Origin of the sequence: Klebsiella sp. CTHL.F3a, assembly GCF_019890895.1 — a bacterium.
In the GTDB taxonomy this organism is placed as follows: Bacteria; Pseudomonadota; Gammaproteobacteria; order Enterobacterales; family Enterobacteriaceae; genus Klebsiella; species Klebsiella grimontii.
Genome location: NZ_CP082360.1, coordinates 4,377,699 through 4,398,699 on the forward strand (window position 1 = coordinate 4,377,699; position 21,001 = coordinate 4,398,699).

General features: G+C 57.3%; 16 protein-coding genes. 6 read left to right on the forward strand and 10 right to left on the reverse strand.

Features of this window, described 5'->3' with window-relative positions; all coding sequences use genetic code 11:
• Positions 1-2: 2 nt before the first annotated feature.
• The 3 genes from K7H21_RS20615 to K7H21_RS20625 all read left to right on the forward strand — a co-directional run bounded on the left by K7H21_RS20615 (position 3) and on the right by K7H21_RS20625 (position 2,985).
• Entirely contained in the window at positions 3-857 is an 855-nt protein-coding gene (locus K7H21_RS20615; protein WP_004130210.1) for a PTS system mannose/fructose/sorbose family transporter subunit IID, read from the forward strand.
• A gap of 15 nt (positions 858-872) precedes the next feature.
• Positions 873-1,934 carry an SIS domain-containing protein gene (locus K7H21_RS20620; RefSeq protein ID WP_049113525.1) on the forward strand — a complete coding sequence of 354 codons (1,062 nt, stop codon included), beginning with the start codon at positions 873-875 and terminating at the stop codon, positions 1,932-1,934.
• Positions 1,935-1,998: 64 nt separating this feature from the next.
• A complete protein-coding gene (locus K7H21_RS20625; RefSeq protein ID WP_049113523.1) occupies positions 1,999-2,985 on the forward strand; it encodes an SIS domain-containing protein in 987 nt (328 codons plus the stop codon).
• A 52-nt stretch (positions 2,986-3,037) separates the two neighbouring features.
• Here the strand turns inward: K7H21_RS20625 and K7H21_RS20630 are convergent, their stop codons facing one another.
• Both K7H21_RS20630 and K7H21_RS20635 read right to left on the reverse strand, forming a co-directional pair.
• A complete protein-coding gene (locus tag K7H21_RS20630) occupies positions 3,038-5,767 on the reverse strand; it encodes a sigma 54-interacting transcriptional regulator (RefSeq protein ID WP_049123107.1) in 2,730 nt (909 codons plus the stop codon).
• A 95-nt stretch (positions 5,768-5,862) separates the two neighbouring features.
• Positions 5,863-6,732 (reverse strand): helix-turn-helix transcriptional regulator, encoded by an 870-nt coding sequence (locus tag K7H21_RS20635; RefSeq protein ID WP_004130202.1) that lies wholly within the window; start codon positions 6,730-6,732, stop codon positions 5,863-5,865.
• Positions 6,733-6,841: 109 nt separating this feature from the next.
• On the opposite strand from K7H21_RS20635, the gene K7H21_RS20640 reads away from it, so the two are divergent.
• Positions 6,842-8,269, forward strand: coding sequence for an MFS transporter (locus tag K7H21_RS20640; protein ID WP_223035314.1), 1,428 nt, complete (start codon positions 6,842-6,844; stop codon positions 8,267-8,269).
• 76 nt (positions 8,270-8,345) lie between these two features.
• Positions 8,346-9,590 (forward strand): mechanosensitive ion channel family protein, encoded by a 1,245-nt coding sequence (locus tag K7H21_RS20645; protein ID WP_049114716.1) that lies wholly within the window; start codon positions 8,346-8,348, stop codon positions 9,588-9,590.
• A gap of 5 nt (positions 9,591-9,595) precedes the next feature.
• Here K7H21_RS20645 and K7H21_RS20650 read toward each other — a convergent pair whose 3' ends face one another.
• Positions 9,596-10,576 carry a LacI family DNA-binding transcriptional regulator gene (locus K7H21_RS20650; RefSeq protein ID WP_223035315.1) on the reverse strand — a complete coding sequence of 327 codons (981 nt, stop codon included), beginning with the start codon at positions 10,574-10,576 and terminating at the stop codon, positions 9,596-9,598.
• Positions 10,577-10,840: 264 nt separating this feature from the next.
• On the opposite strand from K7H21_RS20650, the gene K7H21_RS20655 reads away from it, so the two are divergent.
• Positions 10,841-11,257, forward strand: a complete 417-nt coding sequence (locus K7H21_RS20655; RefSeq protein WP_142444868.1) for an Exc2 family lipoprotein — start codon at positions 10,841-10,843, stop codon at positions 11,255-11,257.
• A gap of 37 nt (positions 11,258-11,294) precedes the next feature.
• Here the strand turns inward: K7H21_RS20655 and K7H21_RS20660 are convergent, their stop codons facing one another.
• From K7H21_RS20660 to K7H21_RS20690, 7 genes are all read right to left on the reverse strand, one after another.
• Complete coding sequence (locus K7H21_RS20660) at positions 11,295-12,446, reverse strand: Gfo/Idh/MocA family protein (protein ID WP_004130176.1); 1,152 nt, start codon at positions 12,444-12,446, stop codon at positions 11,295-11,297.
• Entirely contained in the window at positions 12,443-13,471 is a 1,029-nt protein-coding gene (locus K7H21_RS20665) for a sugar phosphate isomerase/epimerase family protein (RefSeq protein WP_004130174.1), read from the reverse strand. Before K7H21_RS20665 ends, K7H21_RS20660 begins: the two co-directional genes overlap by 4 nt.
• A gap of 15 nt (positions 13,472-13,486) precedes the next feature.
• Positions 13,487-14,728, reverse strand: coding sequence for an MFS transporter (locus tag K7H21_RS20670; RefSeq protein ID WP_004130172.1), 1,242 nt, complete (start codon positions 14,726-14,728; stop codon positions 13,487-13,489).
• 152 nt (positions 14,729-14,880) lie between these two features.
• Positions 14,881-16,257, reverse strand: coding sequence for a phenylalanine transporter (gene pheP / locus K7H21_RS20675; protein ID WP_087828707.1), 1,377 nt, complete (start codon positions 16,255-16,257; stop codon positions 14,881-14,883).
• A gap of 105 nt (positions 16,258-16,362) precedes the next feature.
• Positions 16,363-18,600 (reverse strand): TonB-dependent receptor, encoded by a 2,238-nt coding sequence (locus K7H21_RS20680; protein ID WP_123828366.1) that lies wholly within the window; start codon positions 18,598-18,600, stop codon positions 16,363-16,365.
• 341 nt (positions 18,601-18,941) lie between these two features.
• Positions 18,942-19,895, reverse strand: a complete 954-nt coding sequence (locus K7H21_RS20685) for an aldo/keto reductase (RefSeq protein WP_112165745.1) — start codon at positions 19,893-19,895, stop codon at positions 18,942-18,944.
• Positions 19,896-20,209: 314 nt separating this feature from the next.
• The gene (locus K7H21_RS20690; protein WP_024358891.1) at positions 20,210-20,986 is read right to left on the reverse strand and encodes an ABC transporter substrate-binding protein; all 777 of its coding nucleotides are present in this window, start codon (positions 20,984-20,986) and stop codon (positions 20,210-20,212) included.
• Positions 20,987-21,001: the final 15 nt, after the last annotated feature.

Genomic DNA, 21,001 nt, shown 5'->3' on the forward strand with positions numbered 1-21,001 from the left:
TCATGAGTGAAATGACGCAGACCCTGTCAGGCGCCACCCAGCCGCAAAGCGATGACGCAAGCCGGGTCACCGCTCGGGATTTACGCAGCGTGTTCTGGCGCTCCTTTACGCTGCAGGGCTCGTGGAACTACGAACGCCAGCAGCATATGGGCTACGCCTTCGCCATGTCGCCCGCTCTGAAGCGCATCTATCAGGACCCAGCGGAACTGGGGCGCGCCCTGCAGCGCCATCTGGTGCTGTTTAATACCACGCCGCATCTCTCAACCTTTATCTTCGGTCTGTCGATAGCCATGGAAGAGGAGAATCAGCGCAACCCCGAATTTAATGAAGAGTCGATAAACGCCATTAAGACCAGCCTGATGGGGCCGCTGGCGGGTATCGGCGACTCAATATTCTGGGGATCGCTGAAGGTTATCGCCGCCGGGATGGGGATTTATTTTGCGCAGCAGGGCAGCCTTCTGGGGCCGATACTGGCGCTGGTGGTGTATAACCTGCCGCATTTTTTATGCCGCTGGTATGGCCTGAAGCTCGGCTATCGCGCGGGGACCACCTGGCTGATGCGTATTTATCAGAGCGGCCTTATGGACCGGGTAACCTACATCGCGTCAATCGTGGGCCTGATGGTCGTCGGCGCGATGACCGCCAGCATGATAGATATTACCACCCCGCTCAGCTTTACCGCCGGGCAAACCACCATGAAGGCGCAAGAGTTTATCGACAAAATTCTTCCTTCGCTGCTGCCGCTGCTTTTCACCCTTGGGATGTACAAGCTGATCCGCAAGGGCGTCAACATAAACTGGATCCTGTTAGGAACCGTCGCGTTTGGCATGGTGGCCAGCGCGCTAGGCCTGCTTTAAAAAGAGGTATCACCCATGCACATAGAAGACTATATGAATGAAACGCCCGCCCGCCTGCTCAATATGCTGACGCAGACGCGAGAAGATCTTAATCAGGCGGCCATCGCGCTTACGGAGTGCGGGGTCACGCGCATTATCCTGACCGGCTCCGGTACCTCTTATCACGGCGCGCTGACCGCCCGGTCGTTTATGCAGCAGTGGTGCGGAATCCCGATCGATGTGTACTGGCCCTTCCTGCTGGACGAGATGGCACTTTCCCTCAGCGACAAAGCGCTGGTCATCGGCATTTCTCAGGGAGGCGGTAGCCTCTCCACTCTCGCCGCAATGGAGCGCGCCCGGGCAGCCGGGCACCTTACCGCTTCCATGGCCGGGGAAGCGCCAGTTGCCATCGACCAGGCGGCAGATTTGGTCCTGACGGTCCCCTGTGGAGAAGAGCGCGCCGGCGCCAAAACCAAAGGTTATCACTGCACCATACTCAACCTGATACTGCTTGCGCTTGCCGTCGCCAGCCGCCAGCAGCGCCTGAGCGAGGAGGAGCGCAAGGCGCTACTCGTCCGCATGGAGAGGACGTTTAATCATTTGCCGACGCTCATTGAGGCCTCGCAGGCGTGGGTTCACAATCACGCCCGGCCGCTTATCGACAGCGCAGATATTCGCCTGACCGGCCCGGCAGGGCTGTTTGGCACCGTTCAGGAAGGCGCGCTAAAGATGCTTGAAACGCTGCGCTGCCCGGTGGCCGGCTATGAATTTGAAGAATTCATCCACGGGATCTATAACGCCTTCGATGAGCGTTCAACCCTGATTATGCTCGATCCGCATCCCGATGAGCGCCAGGATCGTCTGGCGGAAATACTGTCTGGTTGGACGCCGCATATTTATCGCATTGGCCCGCATGTTGACAATAACGGTAAAAACATGCCCTTTACGTTTATTAACGATCCAGACTTTGCAATCTTTGAATATATTATTCCATTGCAAATGGTTTGCGCCAGGCTACCGCCAGTGAAGGGTGTCGATCCCGCAATACCTAAGGATCCGCAGTTCCACCAGAAAATGAAAAGTAAAAAACTTAATTAAATAATGCCCTGTAATAGTTATCCGCCATGCAGCGGAGGACCCTTTACATCTCAAGGAGATCAATATGTCTATAGCTCAGAAAAACGCCCACCATATTATTCGCGATATTTTAACCAGGCAACGTATTGAACGCGTGTGGTTTGTTGGCTGCGGGGGTTCGTTGACCGGCTTCTGGCCGGGGAAATATTTTCTCGATTGTGAAGCGAAAAAGCTGGCCGTCGGCTATGTGACCAGTAATGAATTTGTCCACGCGACGCCGAAAGCATTAGGGGAAAATAGCGTGGTGATCCTTGCCTCTCAGCAGGGCAACACCGCTGAAACGGTCGAAGCCGCCCGCATCGCGCGTCAAAAAGGCGCGGCTACGATTGGGCTGGTATATACCCCCGGCACGCCGCTGTGCGAACACAGCGATTACACTATCGAATACTGCTGGGCCCGCTATCCCGAAACTGTCGATCCGACACAGCAAAAAGCGGCGTACAGCCTGTGGCTGGCGCTGGAGATCCTGGCGCAAACAGAAGGATACGACCATTACGCTGAGATGGTCAGCGCCTTTGCCAATTTTGAATCCGTGGTGCGCGGCGCTCAGCAGCAGGTGCAAGCGGATGTGCAGCATTTTGCCGAAGCCTGGAAAAGTGAAAATGTCATTTATATGATGGGCAGCGGTCCTTCGTTCGGCGCCGCGCATCAGGAATCCATCTGTATTCTGTTGGAGATGCAATGGATTAACTCCGCCAGCATCCATAGCGGCGAGTATTTCCACGGCCCCTTTGAGATTACCGAACCGGGAACGCCGTTCATTTTATTAAAAAGCAGCGGCCGCACCCGTCCGCTGGACGATCGCGCGATTCGCTTTATCGAACGCTATCAGGGAAAACTGCAGATTATTGACGTGGAAAAAGTGGGAATTGATACGCTTCACGCCAGCGTGCGCGAATATTTCTGCGGCCTGCTGCACAACTGCGTTCTTGATGTGTACAACCTGGCGCTGGCCGCCGCCCGCAACCATCCTCTGACCACCCGCCGCTATATGTGGAAAGTCGAATATTAATTCGCTAACTCTCTGCCAGCCCCGGCGATCTGCTCCGGGGCTGCGCTGATGATCACCAGCGAAAATCGTCAATACGTAATTCGAAAATATCGTGAATATAGCCAATTTCCGCCACCGGCAGCGCCACGTTATAGAGTATTTTCAGACGCTGGAATGAGTGGTTCACCATAGTAATAAACTCTCCATGCTGGCGGGTGAATTGCTCAAGATTTTTATAATGGGTAATTTCATTACGCATCACCAGACGCTCAATCATACAGCTGAGATGCACATATAAACTGATAATTAAGTTATTATTAAAATTAAACCCCAGCGTATTTTGCCACTCGGCAATAATGGTTTCGATATGGCTCATGGTTTTTCCGGCATTCAGTATCGTCAGAGAATTGACGACGTTATGCAGCGAAAACTCGCGAACCATATTTTTATTAATCAGCGCAATTTGCTTCTCATTGAGATAGCCGCTTAAGAGCTGACTAAGATGCCTGTGCCCCTGCTCGCCCAGCAGCTCCTCAATGCCCACCCAGGGCACTCCCGCCAGCTGCGGGTCGTGAGTTCCTACCACCGCAATAACTTCGTACTGGTGGAGCAACGATATCGCCGTACGGCTATTTTTTAAGCGCGTGTATTCGCAGGCGATGATATTAATATCAAAATCGCTGAGCAGGCTCTTCTCCATCAGATTTTTAAATTTAAAGGCGGTACCGATACCGGTGATGCAGGTCACCAGCAGCGCACGCTCTTTTTTTTCCGCGGGCCAGAATACATCCCAACGCGACTGATTGAGCGGTACGATCTCTTCGGCGATTTGTTCGATGTTTTTCCCCAGCGCGATCTCGCTGGCAACGTTCAGCGCCATGCGGGTCGTCACGTTATCCACCACCACCAGCGGGCCGTTAATCACCGCCAACAGCGCATCGGCAATCTCCCTGGTGTAGCCCATATCGATAAGCACCATCACGCCTGCGCGGGTATCCGTATGCTGGAGATAATCGACAACGGCGCGGCTGACATCGCTAAACGCCACCTCCATTGGCATATCCATTGCCTGGTAAATCTTTTCGCCAATCAGCCGGTTGGCGACTCCCGCAATGCTGCTGGCGGTGGAATAGCCATGAGCGATTATTACCGCTTTCACTTTCCCGCCGCTGGTAGCATCGATGGCGTTACTGACGATGGCGGCAACCGCCATACGGTCCAGCGTATCGATAAGTAGATCGTATTTGTTATTCACCACGTCCAGCAGTTTTCGCGCGACGCGCTGCGCCAGCCCCGCAGAAGAATCCAGCCAGCCCTGCATCACCAGACGCGCGGGCTCGGCGACGCTGCGCGGCGCCAGGGGGAGACTGGTCAAATAGCGGCCGGTAAGATAAGCGAATTCGGCATTGAGCTGAAGGTCATAATTGGCGGCGATCGCCTTGCCCACATCCTCAATAAAGCGCAGCCGCTTATCCTGAAGAGAGACCGCGCTCTCCTGATTCATCAACGCATCGAGATAGAGCGTCACGTTTTGATAAATGAGCTTTTCAAAGGTCCTCGCGCTGATATTGTCCTTCCCTAGTTCCTCGCACAGGCTGCAAATATTTCCCGTTAGCCGTTGATACTCATGATGACGACCGGAAAACAAAGGCTGCGCGTCGCCATCGCGGTAAATCATGACCCGTTCGCTATTTTGCTCAAGGGAAAAAGGCGCATCCGCCAGCAACCGGTCGGGCAGTAAACCCGCTTTTATCTGTAAAAGATCGCTATCCCGCTCGCCAAATGTCCAGGCGCTGGCGCAAATATTGCGGATCAAATTCTCTAGTCCGCCGACGTTGCCCTCAAGGGTTTCGCGCATCAGCTGGCTGACGATTTCGCCGTCCAGCGCCAGATCGTGGTCCAAACGCTGCGCTTCGCGGCGGAAAAAGTGGTGGATAAACGCCAGCCTCTCATACTGTCCGCGTTCGGCGATCGGCAGAATTTTAACAATCACCGGAATACGGCGAATGAACGTTGCCAGGAAGTGTTTTTCCAGATCCTCGGTTGAAGCAAAAATCAGCCGTACCGTGGCGCTGCGCTCGTCACTGCTCTCTCCCAGCCGCCGCCAGCTACCGTTATCCATAAAATGGAACAGCTTTTCCTGCCCTTCGGGAGGTAGCCGATGAACCTCATCGATAAACAGCACCCCGCCGTTGCTGGTCTCGATAAGCCCGGGAACCGCCTTATCGGCACCGGTAAAGGCGCCCTTCGCGTGACCGAATAATTTTGAGGTCAGCAGTTCTGGATTATTGGCGTACTCGGCGCAGTTAAACACGGTGAACGGCGCATCGGCAGGTAAAACCTCCTGTTCCATGGCGTAACGCCACAGCTGGCGGGCAAGGAAGCTTTTCCCCGTGCCGGTGGGACCGCGCAGCAGAAGCGGTAGACCTGCGCCGGGGTAGCTGATGGCGGCCTTGCACTGTCGCAAAGCTTCCTGCAGGCTGCCCTGAGCGCCTATCAGCTGCGCCAGACTATCCTGGCGCTCAGCGCACAGGGCCTGAAGGGAAGCGTATTCGCCGTGTCGAACCGCGAGTCGGTGGTAGTCGCGCAGCGCGGCAATGGGTAAAAACAGCACCGGGCGACCATTTACTTTGACCACCCGCTTCTCGCGATGGAGATTATTCAGATGATGGCTGATGATACTGCGTTTTTGCTTCAGGCTATCGGCAATCGCCATCGCATTAAACTCGCCCAGCGCTTCCGTCGTCAGCGGTCGCCCGGCGATCCGTTGTTCAAGCTGGCGGAATATCGACTCCTTGTTCATCGCGCTCCCCTGTCAAAAGCTTAAAATCCGCTTATACGACAATTGACGTAAGAGGTCGCTGCCCTCCGCCACACTTCTTAAAAGAGCTTACTTTTTCATGGTTTACCGTGCAGCCACGCCAGCGCCTGCTCGCCCGTTTCATCCATCGGCAAATAGACCAGCAGGCGCGAGCCGTTGCGCGGGGCCGAGTACCAGTACATCTGCTGCAGGCTGAAGCGTCCGAGCTGCGGATGGTTAAAGTTTTTCACCTGATTTTCCACCCCGCGCACCTCATAGCGCTGATGCCAAAGCGCCTCGAACTCCGCCGACGCGGCGAAAAAGCGCGCCAGCTTATTTTCCCACAGCGGATCGCCGCGGTGCTCCGCCATCGCCGCGCGGAAATAGGAGACAAACGTCGCCAGCACGTCACGATTCTCGATACGGCTGCGCCAGGTTTCATTGGTCAGGTACAGATAAATGCAGTTGCGATCTTCCTCCGGGATGGTGGCGAAATCGATGCCCATCAGGCGGCAGAAGCTGTCGTTCCAGGCCACAATATCAAAGCCGGGATTCTGAATACTGGCGGGCTGCGGCATCAGGCTATCGAGCATCCGCCGGGTGCCGGGGCTGATACCTTCGCATACCGTCACCTGAGTGGCCTCAGGCGGGGTCAGCCCGGCCAGCACAAACAGATGCCGGGTCTCAAGCGGGCTGCACTGCAGCGCATTCGCCACCCCTACCAGCACCGCCGCTGACGGATTGACCTCCCGCCCCTGCTCCAGCCAGGTGTACCAGGTGACGCCGACGTCCGCCAGCATCGCCACCTCTTCCCGCCGCAGGCCCGGCGTGCGCCGCCGGCCAACGCGGGGCAACCCCAGGCGCTGCGGGTCGAGGCTCTCGCGGCGGGCGCGCAGAAACGCCCCCAGCTGTTTGCGGCCATCATCGGGTGCGGCGATGGTCAATTCACGTTGCGGCATGGTCGTCATAAAACCTCCAGCATGGTAGTACCAATACCAGTATAGACAGGAACTGGTACCCGTTTAATTTATCGGTGATGCTACGGCTATCCGCTGAATGACGCAATGGAGAGATCCGATGAATTCGTCTGCTGTTTCACCCGGCCACGCCGGTTTATTCCTTCTGTTGACCGGCCAGATGCTGCCGCTGATCGATACCTCGATCGCCAACGTCGCGCTGGACTCCATTACCCAATCGCTTAACGCCAGCGCCACTCAGCTTGAGCTGATCGTCGCGCTGTACGGCGTCGCCTTTGCCGTCTGCCTGGCGATGGGCAGCAAGCTTGGCGATAACTATGGCCGCCGTCGTCTGTTTATGTGGGGCGTGGCGATGTTTGGCGTCGCCTCCCTGCTGTGCGGAATGGCGAACTCCATCAATACGCTGCTGGCGGCGCGCGCGGTGCAAGGGGCCGGTGCGGCGCTGATCGTGCCGCAAATCCTCGCTACCTTGCATGTCACCCTGAAAGGCACCGCCCACGCCCGGGCCATCAGCCTGTACGGCGGCATTGGCGGTATCGCCTTTATCGTCGGTCAGATGGGCGGCGGCTGGCTGGTGTCGGCGGATATCGCCGGTTTAGGCTGGCGCAACGCCTTCTTTATTAACGTGCCGATCTGCCTGCTGGTGCTGGCCTTCAGTCCGCGATACGTCCCGGAGACCCGGCGCGAAGCGCATTCGCGCATCGACTGGCAGGGCACCTTTAGCCTTGCGCTGATCCTCTGCTGCCTGCTGTTCCCGATGGCGTTGGGGCCGGAACTGCACTGGCCGTGGACGCTGCAGCTGATGCTGGCTGCGGTGCTGCCTCTGCTGGTCTGGATGCGGGCCAGCGCGCTGAGCAAACAGCAGCGCGGCGAGCAGCCGCTCTTACCGCCTCGCCTGCTGAAGCTCACCAGCATTCGCTTTGGCATGGCCATCGCCCTGCTCTTTTTCAGCGCCTGGTCCGCGTTCATGTTCTGCATGGCGCTGACCATGCAGGCCGGTCTGGGGATGGCGCCGTGGCAGTCCGGCAACAGCTTTATCGCCCTCGGTGTGGCCTACTTCGTCTCCGCGCTGTACGCGCCGAAACTGATAGCCCGCTACAGCATGGGACGCATTTTGCTGATCGGTCTGGCGGTGCAGATTGTCGGCCTGCTGCTGTTGAGCGCGACCTTTTATCGTCTCGGTGTCCACACCGCCACCCTGGCGCTGGTCCCGTCTACGGCGCTTATCGGCTATGGGCAGGCCCTGATCGTCAATAGTTTTTACCGTATTGGGATGCGCGATATCAGCGCCTGCGACGCCGGGGCCGGGAGCGCGATTCTCAGCACTCTGCAACAGGCGACGCTGGGTCTGGGTCCGGCGATTCTCGGGTCGCTATTCTTAGCCCTCGCCCAGCGCAGCGGCGGTGACTATCCACGGGCGCTGATCGATTTCCTCGCGGTGGAAGTGGTGATGATGCTGGTACTGGGCGCCATCGCGCTGTGGCTACGCCATCACCTTAACGTCCGTCCGGCGGTAGCGACCTCATAATCACATTCGCGTAACCTGCTATTTGCATAATAGACATCCAGCGGTCATCATAACCGCTGGATGTAAAGGAGACGTTATGCAGGAATTAATATCGCAAATCGCCGCATTAGGCATCAAAATTACCCCCACCACCTCACTCATTATTATTTTCGGCATTATTTTTCTGACGGCGATTGTCGTTCACCTTATTCTGCACAAAGTGGTGCTGCGCACCTTCGAAAAGCGGGCGCAGGCCAGTAGTCACCTATGGCTGCAAATTATTACGCAGAACAAACTGTTTCATCGTCTGGCCTTCACCCTGCAGGGGATTATCGTCAACGTGCAGGCGGTGTTGTGGCTGCAAAAAGGCAGCGAGGCTGCGGAAATCCTCACCACCTGCGCCCAGCTGTGGGTGATGATCTACGCGATGCTGTCCTTCTTCTCGCTGCTGGACGTGGTGTTCAATTTATCGCAGAAATTCGCCACCGCTTCTCAGCTGCCGCTTAAAGGCATATTTCAGGGGATTAAGCTGGTCTGCGCGATTATTGTCGGCATTCTGGTGATCTCCTTACTGATTGGCCAGTCGCCGGCGATTCTGATTAGCGGGCTCGGCGCGATGGCCGCGGTACTGATGCTGGTATTCAAAGACCCGATTCTCGGCCTGGTCGCTGGGATCCAGCTCTCCGCCAACGATATGCTCAAACTCGGCGACTGGCTGGAGATGCCGAAATATGGCGCCGACGGCGCGGTTATCGACATTGGGCTGACCACGGTGAAGGTGCGCAACTGGGATAATACCATCACCACGATTCCCACCTGGTCGCTGGTTTCCGACTCGTTTAAAAACTGGAGCGGCATGTCGGCATCCGGCGGTCGCCGGATTAAGCGCAGCCTGAATATCGATACCACCAGCATTCATTTTCTCGATGAACAGGAGCAGCAGCGCTTAATTCAGGCCAGACTGCTGAAGCCGTATATGGATTCTCGTCATCAGGAAATCAGCCTGTGGAACCAGCAGAACGCCGCCGATCAATCGATATTGAATCAGCGCAAGATGACCAATATCGGCACCTTCCGCGCCTATTTGCAGGAATATTTGCGTAATCATCCACGCATCCGCAAAGATATGACGCTAATGGTGCGCCAGCTGGCCCCGGACGCCAGCGGCCTGCCGATTGAGATTTACTGCTTCACCAACACCGTGGTGTGGGCGGAATATGAAAGCATCCAGGCGGATATATTCGATCACGTCTATGCCGTGGTTGACGAATTCGGCCTGCGGATCCATCAGTCCCCCACCGGCAACGATATTCGTTCGCTGGCGGGCGCGTTTACTCAGTAATATCCTCAGGTACTGGCGCGGGAAATGACGCGCCAGTCCATCATCACCCGCTCAACGGCGGCGTCAGGATTATCGATTCTCTTCATTAATAGCGTCACCGCCGTGCGGCCAATCTCGCGCGAAGGCTGTTCCACGGTGGTCAGCTGCGGCGATACCACTTCGGCCAGTTCGGTGCCATCAAAACCGACCAGCGCGATATCTTCCGGCACCCGCAGCCCGGCCTGAGCGATAGCCCGCAGCGCGCCCGCCGCCAGCGAATCGGAGACGGCAAACACCGCGTCCGGCTGCTCTTCCTGCGCCAGCAGCGTCTCCATCGCCTGTTTACCGGCGGCGGCGCTCAGATCGCTGGCGTAGGTGACCTGTTGATACGCCAGTTCGCGAACGTGCAGTACGCTTTTATAGCCGCGCTCGCGCAGGCGCGAGTAGCGATAGCTGAGATCGTGGTTGATTAAAGCAATGCGTTTACGCCCGGCGTCAACCAGCCGGGAAACGGCGCCCTGCGCCGCGTCGACGTCGTTGATGCCGACGCAGGAGATGCTGCCGTTATCGGCGTATTCCGCGCACTGAACCCAGGGCGCGTCGCCGATCATGGTGGTGAGTTCCGGCAGGCTGGAGAGCGCGTTCATCGTAATGATGCCGTCGACCATTTTGCCGGAGAGCAGCTGCAGACCCGAGGTTGAACGGGCTAAATCCGAACCTGAATTACACAGCAGGATCCGGTAGCCGTTCTTTTCCGCCTCTTCTTCAATGCCCTTGACCACCTCGGCGCAAAAGGGGTTGGCGATATTCGAAACCATCACCAGAATCATATTGCTGCGGGCCGTTCGCAGCTGGCGGGCCAGCAGATTAGGCTGGTAGTTACTCTCTTTGATCGCCTGCAGCACACGTTCGCGATTCTTCGCTTTAACGGTATCGCTGTTATTCAGTACCCGCGATACCGTCGCCACCGAGACGCCCGCCAGGCGAGCGATTTTCTGAATTGACATAGAGGCTGCACTTCCCGCATAGACGTTATATTTCGCAGGCTATCATAAATGAGCCCCGTCAGCTTGGTAAAGAAACGAGGTCGACCAGTCAGTTGAATAACCAGCAGATTATTTAGAAAAACAATAAATTATCAGGCCACTCTTCCTTTACGCAAAAGAGCATGTTTTTACGGAGTATATCGGCATAATATAAAAATACGCGCAAGATACTCACAAGGCATTTCTGCCCGTGTTGAAAACCAATAATTATGGATGATGATATCAATGAAACTAAAAATGTCGTTTATCGCGCTTGGCTGTTCGCTTGCCGCCCTTTCCGGCTGTACCTCCTCAAAATCTTCCCCGGAACGCCACGCTTACTATTTTGTCTCACACCGCAGCGATTTCGTCGGTGGTAACTTCGTGAGTAACCGTCAGGAAAACTACCGCTTAAATCTGCCGAACTTTACCGACATCTATGCCCGTGGGCAGCAGGACAGAAAGTCGGGGATGAGCGAAAGCGACGCCCGCCGTACTGCCGACGCCATCAGGCAGCAGGTGGCGCAGGGCACAAAAACCCAGCACGCATTTACCGGCAACGTCAGCGATAAATGGGACAACGAGATGGAAAATAAAGACGCCGTGCTGTTTGGTAATGAACTGTCCGGGACCTATCTCGACGGCTATTTTGGCGTGAAATAATACAGCGGGTGCGCAAAATGCGCACCGCGCCTTCTGCTTATCTTTCCACCTGCACCCAGCGCTGCTGCTGATGGCTTTTCACTATCGCATCAACGATGTACATCACATCCGCCCCCTCATAGAAAGAGGCGAAACGCTGCGACGACGCAGGCGGCATCTCGCCGGCGCGCACCGCCTGATAAAAGCTCAGCATCATATTTTTAAACGCATCGGGCCAGCCTTCGTTATGCCCGCCGGGGAAGTGGGCGCTGGCGGCGGCCTCGCCGAGCATCAGGCTCGGATCGTCGCTCAGCAGCTGGTTTGGCCGCTGGCGATGCCCCACCCACAGCCGCTGCGGCATCTCCTGCTCCCATGCCAGCGAACAGTTACTGCCGTTGATCTCCACCGTCAGGCCATTTTTTCTCCCGGCGCTGACCTGCGAAACGGTAAAACAGCCCTTACTGCCGTCATCAAAACGGAACAGTACCGATCCTAAATCTTCGGTATCGACGGGCCGCGCCTCATACGCGCTATCATCGCGATGCTGGCTAAAGGTCGCATCCCCGGCGACGGGCGCTTTACGCGCTGGCCAGACGATAGAGAGATCCGCCATCACCTCGACAATGCGACGGCCTGTCATAAACTGCACCGTATCGCACCAGTGGGAGCCAATGTCGGCCACCGCCCGCGAGGCGCCGCCCTGCGCCGAATCGACCCGCCAGTTATAGTCGGTCTCCAGCAGCATCCAGTCCTGCAAATAGCTGCCGTGCGCTGCAAACAGCCTTCCGACGTCGCCGTTGCGCATCATCGCCGCCGCCTGCTGCACCATGGCAAACTGGCGATAAACAAAGCTGACGCCATGAACCACCCCGGCGCTTTCCGCCAGCGCCACCAGCTCACGGGCCTCCTCCGCGGTCATGCAGAGCGGCTTTTCCGAAAAGACGTGCAGCCCGGCGGAGAGGATCTGTCGGTTAATCCGCGCATGCAGATGGTTCGGCGTACAGTTATGCACCACCTGCAATCCAGGATGCGCCAGCAGCGCCTCGACGCTACCGTAGGCGTGCGCCACGTTGAGCTGGCGCGCCTTCTGCTGCGCCACTTCCAGCGAACCATCGCACAGCGCCACCACCTCGATATCGCCCACCCGGCGCAGCGCTTCCAGATGCGCCGGCCCGATAAACCCGGAGCCAATAATGCCGACCTGAATCATTCTCCTCCCTCCTTGCCTGCGGCGAAATCATCAAACGCCCGTCCGGAGACCGGAATGATATGGCGGCGGATAAACTCGCTGCCTTCGCGCGCGCCGACTTCCGCGTCCTTCAGGCAACACTCCCACTCCAGCACCGCCCAGCCGTCAAAATCATACTCGGTGAGCTTGCTGAAAATCGTTTTGAAATCGATCTGCCCGTCGCCCAGCGAACGAAAACGTCCCGCCCGCTGCGGCCAGTTCTGATAGCCGCCATAGACCCCGCTGCGCCCGCTGCGGCGGAATTCAGCGTCTTTGACGTGAAACGCTTTGATCCGCGCGTGGTAGATATCGATAAAGGCCAGGTAATCCATCTGCTGAAGATGAAGGTGGCTGGGATCATAAAGTATGTTGCAGCGCGGATGGTTATCGAGTCGCTGCAGAAAACGCTCAAAGGTCACGCCATCATGCAGATCTTCGCCGGGATGGATTTCGTAACAGAGATCGACGCCCTGTTCGTCGAAAACATCCAACAGCGGCCGCCAGCGCCGGGCCAGCTCATCAAAAGCCTCATCGAGAAGCGGCTGATTATGCGGCGGCCACGGATAAAAATAGGGCCACGCCAGCGCCCCGGAAAAGGTGGCGTGCGCCTTCAGCCCCAGACGCGCAGACGCCACCGCCGCCTGGCGCACTTTCTCGACCGCCCACTGCTGGCGCGCCTGCGGGTTATCGCGCAGCGCGACGGGCGCAAACGCGTCAAAGGCCCTATCATAAGCCGGATGAACGGCCACCAGTTGCCCTTCAAGATGAGTAGAGAGCTCGCCGATCGCCAGGCCATGCTCCGCTAGCTTGCCGCTCACCTCATCGCAGTAGGTCTGGCTGGCGGCGGCACGTTCAACGTCGAAAATCGCCGGATGGTTGCAGGGGATCTGCAATGCCTGATAGCCCAAACTGGCAGCCCACTGCGCCAGGCCCTCCAGGGTATTAAACGGCGCCTGCGTACCGATAAACTGCGCCAGAAAAATGCCCGGCCCCTTGATTGTTTTCATACCACCTCCCAAACATTAACGCGGCTCTTTCTCGTTGTACTGGAAAGAGAAAAGGAAAATCAGGGCGATGACCGCTGCGGCCACCGCCGGGATCCACCAGAAGGCGACCCACGCCTGCGGTACGCTCTGGCCTGCCACCAGATGGTTATACAGCGCGCCGGAAATCTGCGACCCCAGCAGCATGCCGATACCGTAGGTGAACATCACGATCATGCTCTGCGCCTGGCCCTTCACCTTTTCACCGGCCACGCGGTCGGTGTAGATAAAGCCGACAACAAAGAAAAAGTCATAGCAGACGCCATGCAACAGGATGCCGAGATAGAGCAGGAAGCGCCCCTCTTCGCTGACCCCCAGCGCAAAGAAGGCGTAGCGCACGAACCACGCCGCCATGCCGATCAGCAGCATGTATTTCACCCCGAGGCGGCGGAACAGCAGCGGGATCACCAGCATAAAGAAGATTTCTGACATCTGGCCGAAAGACATCGCGGTGCTGACGTCCGCGATACCGGCATCCGCCAGATAAGACGCGGTGTAGGCGTAGTAGGTCCCCAGCGGAATCGAAATCAGCGTCGCGCAGAGGGAGAAAATCAGGAAGTGGCGCGTTTTCAGCAGCGCGAAGGCGTCGGCGCACAGCAGGTCGCGAAACTGTACCGGGGTGCCTTTCGCCGGGGCCGGCGTATGCGGCAACGTCAGGCTATAAATGGCCAGCGCCACCGAACAGAGCGCCGCAACAGAGAAAATCCCTGTGGTATCGGAAATCCCCGTCACGCCGATAAAGATACCGGCGATGATCCAGCCGATGGTGCCGAAGACGCGCACCACCGGGAAGGTTTTATCGACGTTCGCCAGACTGTGGAAAGCGATGTTATTGGTCAACGCCAGCGTCGGCATATAGCACAGAGTGTAGCCGAACAGCAGGCCGATCAGCAGCGCGCCGTTTTGCGCCACCAGCGCCTGCGGAACAAACCACAGAATCACCGCCCCGGCCAGGTGCATTACCGCCATCACCTTCTGCGAAGCGAAAAAGCGGTCGACCAGCATGCCCAGTACGAATGGCGAAAGAATGGACGCAATCGGCCCGGCGGAGAAAGCATCGCCGATCAGCAGCGACATCTCATAGCGGGTCATCACCAGCCCCAGCGTGACCGACCAGCTTCCCCAAATAAAGAACTGCATAAACATCATTAACGACAGCCGCGGCACCAGAAAACGGTGCGTTGCGCGGGGAGTTTCACGACCTTCGGTTGTTGTGATCATTTCGACCGCCCTCAAAAAAGTAATCGATTACAAATACCCTCAAATGAAAAGTAATCGATTACAAAAAGAAGATCGCGGGCAAAATACGCTAAGCGCGAAGAAGATCACAATAAAAGGAATGATACCCCGCCGGACGGCGGGGCGATCGCGCGCTACGCCTTCCGGCGCAGGGTTTTAAAGGCCGCAAACAGGAACAGGATCCACACCGGCAGCAGAATCGCCGACAGACGCATCCCGTCGATGGTGCACATCAGCACCAGGATCAGCGCCAGAAAGGCGATACAGACGTAGTTACTGCCGGGCGACAGCAGAGCTTTAAACTTCGGCTCGCGCCCCTTGCGCCGCTGGGCGGCGCGGAATTTCAGGTGCGCCAGGCAGATCATGATCCAGTTCAGCAGCAGCGTCGCTACCACCAGCGCCATCAGCAGGCCGAGGGCTTTCTGCGGCAACAGATAGTTAAGCACCACCACCAGGGAGGTAATAATCCCGGAAAGCAGCAGGGAGTTAACCGGCACGCCGCGCTTGCTGACGCGGGCGAGAAACTTCGGCGCATTGCCCTGCACCGACAGACCAAACAGCATCCGGCTATTCGAGTAAACGCCGCTGTTATAAACCGACAGCGATGCGACCAGAATCACGAAGTTCAGCACGGAAGCCACCACATTGCTGTCAAGATTATGGAAGATCATCACGAATGGGCTGCTGTCGGATTTGATTTCCACCCACGGATAGAGCGCCAGCAGAACCACCAGCGAACCGATATAAAACAGCAGAATACGGTATACCACCTGGTTAACCGCTTTCGGGATGCTCTTTTCCGGGTTGTGGGCCTCCGCGGCGGTAATGCCAATAAGCTCCAGTCCGCCGAAGGAGAACATAATCACCGCCAGCGACATAATCAGGCCGTGCCAGCCGGTGGCGAAGAAACCGCCGTGTTTCCACAGGTTATCGATTCCCGCTTTGCTGCCGCCGTGGCCGCCGAACAGCATCCACAGACCAAAGCCAATCATGCCGATAATCGCCAGCACCTTTATCAGCGCGAACCAGAACTCCGCCTCGCCGTACAGGCGCACGTTCACCAGGTTTACGGCGTTGATAATGAGGAAGAACGCGGCGGCCCAGATCCACGTCGGCACGTCCGGCAGCCAGTACTGCATATAGATCCCGGCGGCGGTCAGCTCCGCCATCCCCACCAGCACGAACATCACCCAGTAGTTCCAGCCGGAAAGAAAACCGGCGAACGGGCCCCAGTATTTATAGGCAAAGTGGGCAAAGGAGCCTGAAACCGGTTCTTCGACGACCATTTCACCCAGCTGGCGCATGATCAGAAAGGCGACGATCCCGGCGACGGCATAGCCGATCAGTACGGCCGGTCCCGCCATTTGAATCGCTGGCCCGATGCCGAGAAACAGGCCGGTACCGATGGCGCCGCCAAGGGCGATAAGTTGAATATGTCGGTTCTGTAAACCGCGATGAAGCGTCGGGCCGCTTTCCTCTACGGCATCCGACGACGTTGACGCGTCTTTCACGTCGATCCCCTGTGTGTTTATATGAAGGGGCACCTTTTAACACTAAGCCGGGCCGGTCGCAACCCGCAGGAAACGAGCCGCCCTGCCCGCTCCTGCGGTTTTGCCTTAAAATTCGTAGCCGACCGAAACCTTGAACGTGCGCGGTTCGCCGCGGAACAGATAGGTTCCGCTGTCGTCCGCGCCGGACCAGTAGTTCTCATCCGTCACGTTATCGACGCCCGCGCGTACCGTCATCTGATTCTGGTTCTCGTTAAGCGCCAGACGATAGCGCACGCCGAGATCCAGGGTCGTGAAGCTATCAATCTTCTTGCTGTTCGCCTGGTCGGCATACTGCGAACCCGAGTGATTGAGGCGTGCGGTGGCGGTGAGGCCGTCGATAGGTTTGATGTCATACTCTGCGCCAAGCACCGCATAGAAGCCCGGTACGCCGATGGCTGTTTTACCATCATTGACGCCATCCTTGGTTTTTGACAGTTCGGCTTTCAGCCAGGTCGCGCTGGCGTTAAGGCGCAGGCCGTACAGCGGTTCGCCGAATACGTTAAATTCCACGCCGCGATTGCGCTGCTCGCCGTTAAGGCCATAGCGTTTCTGGCTATCCAGGAAGGCAGACGGCATTTTAATTTCAAACAGCGCCAGCGAGCCGCCAATGCGGCCAAAATCCGCCTTCATCCCGACTTCGTTTTGTTTCGAGTGAATAATTCCGACGCTTTCCCCATAGTTAGCGGCGGAGGTTGGCGCATTGCTGCCCGGCTGCAGGGCTTCGGTATGGTTAGCGTATAAAGAGAGAACCTGCCAGGGCTTATAGACCACGCCATAGGCCGGCATCCAGCGGCTATTGTCCCAGGCATCGCTTTGCAGGCCGGTGACTTTATCGTAGTTACGCACCACCACTTTCTGATGACGGGCGCCGACGGTGAATAGCAGCGTATCGTCCAGCACGCTGAGGGTGTCGCTCAGCAGCCAGCCCTGGGAACGGGTACGGCCGCTGGTGAGCGGATCGTCATAGTCGCCGCCGAAGGAAGCGTTCGCCGGGGGCGCAACCGGACGGGTATCGTAGATATTCACCGGCGGATTATCCGCCGCCTTCGACATCCGCCACGCGGTTTTGTCGTTCTGGGTTTTCGCCGAATAGCCGACGTTGACCTTGTGCGACACAAAACCGGTAGCGAATTCGCCGCGTATCCCGGCCATGCCGCTGGCGGTATCCATATAGCGGTTGGTGTCCAGGCGCCCCGCCGTGGCGTTGCCCGCCCGGTCAATCAGCTTCGAGGCGCTATAGAGACCGATTTCATGGGCATGCTGCGCCCCCAGAGCGGCGTAGGCGGTCCATTTATCGACAATGTCGTATTCCATTCTCAGCATACCGAACTCATTTTCGATATCGCTATAAGCCCATTTTTGCGTGTAGTTGTGGGTGTTATCCGGCAGGCGCGGAATAAAATCGACGCCCGAAATGTTGATGCCCATCGGGCTACCGTGGAAGGTTTTTTTCTGATAGCCAAAGTCAAACGAGCTGCGCATCCGTTCGCCGCGATAATCGAGCCCTATGGAGGCCAGCGTGGTTCTGCGCTTATCACTCTCCACCGCCGCCTCGCCTTCGCGGTGCACCAGATTCATCCGCGCGCCGAACTGGTTGTCGTCGCCAAAGCGGCGGCCCAAATCCAGCGTACCGCCGACCTGAGAATCCGAGGTATAGTCGACGCCCACGCGAGCGGTCGGGGTATCTTCCGCGCGCTTAGGCTCCAGGTTGATCATCCCGCCGACGCCGGAGCTGGCCGCACCGTTAAGCAGCGCGTTGGCACCTTTAAAAATTTCGACCCGCTCAAGCATGGCGGTATCCACCACCTGACGCGGCACCACGCCCGCCAGCCCGCTCAGGGTCATATCGTCGCCGTCAAATTTAAGGCCGCGAATGCGGTAGGTCTCGGCGTAGTTACCGTAGCCCTGCACTGGCTGAACCCCGGCATCGTTGCTGACCACATCGGCGATGGTTTTCGCCTGCTGATCCTCGATAAGCTTCGAGGTATAGCCGATGATGCTAAACGGAACGTCCATCGCGTTTTGTTCGCCGAGCATCCCGAGACGGCCGCCGTTGGCTATCTGACCATCGAGATAGGCGGGCACCACCAAATCGCCGCCGGCTTTAAAATCGCTGGCGGATGCGGCCTGAACGACCATCGTTTCTTCGCTTTTCTGGCGTTCGGCGACGTTTTCCGCCGCCGTTGCCGAATGGGAGATAGCGCCAATGGTTAACGCCAGCAGCGTTTTCCGCAGTGGGAAAGCCGGTGCGGCGCGGCCGCTTAAGTTGGCAGAGACGGCCAGCGCCGGGAGAGTGCGTTTCATAAGATCAGTCCTGAACAAAATCAACGATCCGATAGTGACTCCGCCGCCGAAATTCGCGTTTCCGGTCTTGCGCCTGTGAGCCCCATCCAGTGCCTTCGCCGTTTACCTGTGAGCCCGCGACGTACGCAGGTTATCTCCTGATAAAACCGCAAACAAGAAGAAGAATGAGAACTATACTCATTATCTTATCGTAATCAAGCCTGGCTTTTGCCGTCTGGAAAAACGTTTCATTTTTGGTGAAAGGGATTCGCCGCAGTGGTTTGGGCTGAAGGTGAGGAAGCGTGCGCAACAAAACGCGGCGAGACAAAAGACCGGAACCCGACAGGCTCCGGCCTCAATCACTACGCGCTGGCGGTATCCAGACGCGCCAGTTGCCCGGCGCTCAGGGTCAGCGCGGCGGCGCGAGCAAAGCTCTCCACCTGAGCGAGGCTGGTGGCGCTGGCGATGGGCGCCGTCACGCCGTCGCGGCTCATCAGCCAGGCCAGCGCGACTTCGGCAGGTTTAGCGCCGCTTTGCTCCGCCACTTCAACCAGGGTATCGACAATACGCAGCCCGCGCGGATTGAGATATTTGCCAATGCCGCCCCCGCGCTGGCTTTGCGCCAGATCGGACTGCTGGCGGTATTTGCCGGTCAGGAAGCCGGACGCCAGGCTGTAGTAGGTCACCACGCCGATATCGCGGCTGATGCACAGGTCGCAGAGCGCGCCCTCAAAAGCCGAGCGATGATAAAGATTGTATTCCGGCTGCAGCACCTGCCAGGCCGGCAGACCGCTTTTGCGCGACACTTCCAGCGCGCTCGAAAGCTGCTGCGCATCGAGGTTCGAGGCGCCCATGGCGCGGATTTTCCCCGCCTGCTGTAGGGCGTGGAAGGCGTCGAGGGTTTCGGCGACCGGCGTTTCCGGGTCCGGCCAGTGGGCGAAATAGAGGTCAATATAATCGGTATTCAGGCGTCGCAGGGAGTCGTCCACCGCCTGCTGGACCCACGCTTTTTTCAACCCTTTATGACCGGGAAGGCCTAAATCGGAACCCACTTTGGTGAAGAGCTTTACCTTATCGCGCATGCCTGGCCGCGCCTGTAGCCAGCGGCCGATAATGGTTTCAGACTCGCCGCCCTGGTTGCCGTCCGCCCAGCGGGAGTAAACATCCGCCGTGTCGATAGCATCGAAGCCGTGGTCTATAAACGCATCAAGAATGGCAAAACTGGTTTTTTCATCGATGGTCCAGCCAAAAACGTTACCGCCAAACACCAGCGGGGCGATGGAAAATCCGGTTTTGCCCAAGGGACGTGTCATCATGCCGTTCACTCCTTATTTACCCGTCATACTTCACGTTGCCTGTGCGTTGACTTCGCGTGTTCACCCCGGTCACATACTCGAGTAAGCTCCCGGGGATTAATGAGAGGCTCCTGCCTCTCACCGAAGGCCAGCCTTCGGCTGGTCAAATTCGTTCCTGACGAATTTGTCACTCTCTTGTCGCCTTCATGCAACGCAAATTATATAGGGTAATGCTTATATTCTGTGTCCTTTCAAGAAATGCCAAGGGTCAGAAATGATAGTAAGAAAAGGAAGCTTGAAGCGGGCTATCCGTGCCCGCTGAATGCATAACAACATTATGTCCCGGAATAGACGTCAAAGCTAAAATATTTCCCGGCGAGCTTTTTATAGGTGCCGTCGGCGAGAATGCGGGCTATCGCGCCGTTAATCTCCTGGCGCAGGGCATCGTCCTCTTTGCGCAGGCCAATCGCCGCGCCGGCGCCGAACAGCTTGTCGTCCTTCAAGTGACCGCCAACGAAGGCAAAATCTTTACCCTGCGGCTGCTGCAGGAAGCTGTAGTCGGCCATCATCCCGGACAACACCGCGCCGTCAATACGCCCGGACTCCAGATCCTGAACCACGCGATCCGCCCCCTGATAAGCGACGATATTGATCCCCGCCGTGCGCCAGTGCTGGTTAACGTAAGTCTCCTGCGCCGAGCCCTGCTCTACGCCGATGGTTTTCCCCTTCAGCTGTTCGACGGTATTTCCGGCCAGGGTGTTTTTACGCGCCACGAGGAATACCGGGCCGTTGTACAGCTTGTCGCTAAAGCCGATCTGCTCTTTACGCTTCTCGGTCATATACATACCGGAGAGGATCGCGTCGAACTTACGCGCCTTCAGCGCCGGGATAATGCCGTCGAAGTTGCTTTCCACCCACACGCACTTCGCCTGCAGCTGGGCGCAAATCGCGTTGCCGAGGTCAATATCAAAACCCGCCAGCTTACCCTGCGGATCTTTCCATTCAAACGGCGCGAAGGTGGGATCGACGCCAAATCGAATTTCCTTATTTTCTGCGGCCAGAGCTGAAGTTGAGGCCATCAGCGCGACCCACAGCAGAAGAGATTTTTTCATTATTTACGGACTCCA

Coding starts and splice junctions, on each gene's coding strand:
- K7H21_RS20615 (WP_004130210.1), top strand. CDS start 3: ATGAGTGAAATGACGCAGACCCTGTCAGGCGCCACCCAGCCGCAAAGC.
- K7H21_RS20620 (WP_049113525.1), top strand. CDS start 873: ATGCACATAGAAGACTATATGAATGAAACGCCCGCCCGCCTGCTCAAT.
- K7H21_RS20625 (WP_049113523.1), top strand. CDS start 1,999: ATGTCTATAGCTCAGAAAAACGCCCACCATATTATTCGCGATATTTTA.
- K7H21_RS20630 (WP_049123107.1), bottom strand. CDS start 5,767: ATGAACAAGGAGTCGATATTCCGCCAGCTTGAACAACGGATCGCCGGG.
- K7H21_RS20635 (WP_004130202.1), bottom strand. CDS start 6,732: ATGACGACCATGCCGCAACGTGAATTGACCATCGCCGCACCCGATGAT.
- K7H21_RS20640 (WP_223035314.1), top strand. CDS start 6,842: ATGAATTCGTCTGCTGTTTCACCCGGCCACGCCGGTTTATTCCTTCTG.
- K7H21_RS20645 (WP_049114716.1), top strand. CDS start 8,346: ATGCAGGAATTAATATCGCAAATCGCCGCATTAGGCATCAAAATTACC.
- K7H21_RS20650 (WP_223035315.1), bottom strand. CDS start 10,576: ATGTCAATTCAGAAAATCGCTCGCCTGGCGGGCGTCTCGGTGGCGACG.
- K7H21_RS20655 (WP_142444868.1), top strand. CDS start 10,841: ATGAAACTAAAAATGTCGTTTATCGCGCTTGGCTGTTCGCTTGCCGCC.
- K7H21_RS20660 (WP_004130176.1), bottom strand. CDS start 12,446: ATGATTCAGGTCGGCATTATTGGCTCCGGGTTTATCGGGCCGGCGCAT.
- K7H21_RS20665 (WP_004130174.1), bottom strand. CDS start 13,471: ATGAAAACAATCAAGGGGCCGGGCATTTTTCTGGCGCAGTTTATCGGT.
- K7H21_RS20670 (WP_004130172.1), bottom strand. CDS start 14,728: ATGATCACAACAACCGAAGGTCGTGAAACTCCCCGCGCAACGCACCGT.
- K7H21_RS20680 (WP_123828366.1), bottom strand. CDS start 18,600: ATGAAACGCACTCTCCCGGCGCTGGCCGTCTCTGCCAACTTAAGCGGC.
- K7H21_RS20685 (WP_112165745.1), bottom strand. CDS start 19,895: ATGATGACACGTCCCTTGGGCAAAACCGGATTTTCCATCGCCCCGCTG.
- K7H21_RS20690 (WP_024358891.1), bottom strand. CDS start 20,986: ATGAAAAAATCTCTTCTGCTGTGGGTCGCGCTGATGGCCTCAACTTCA.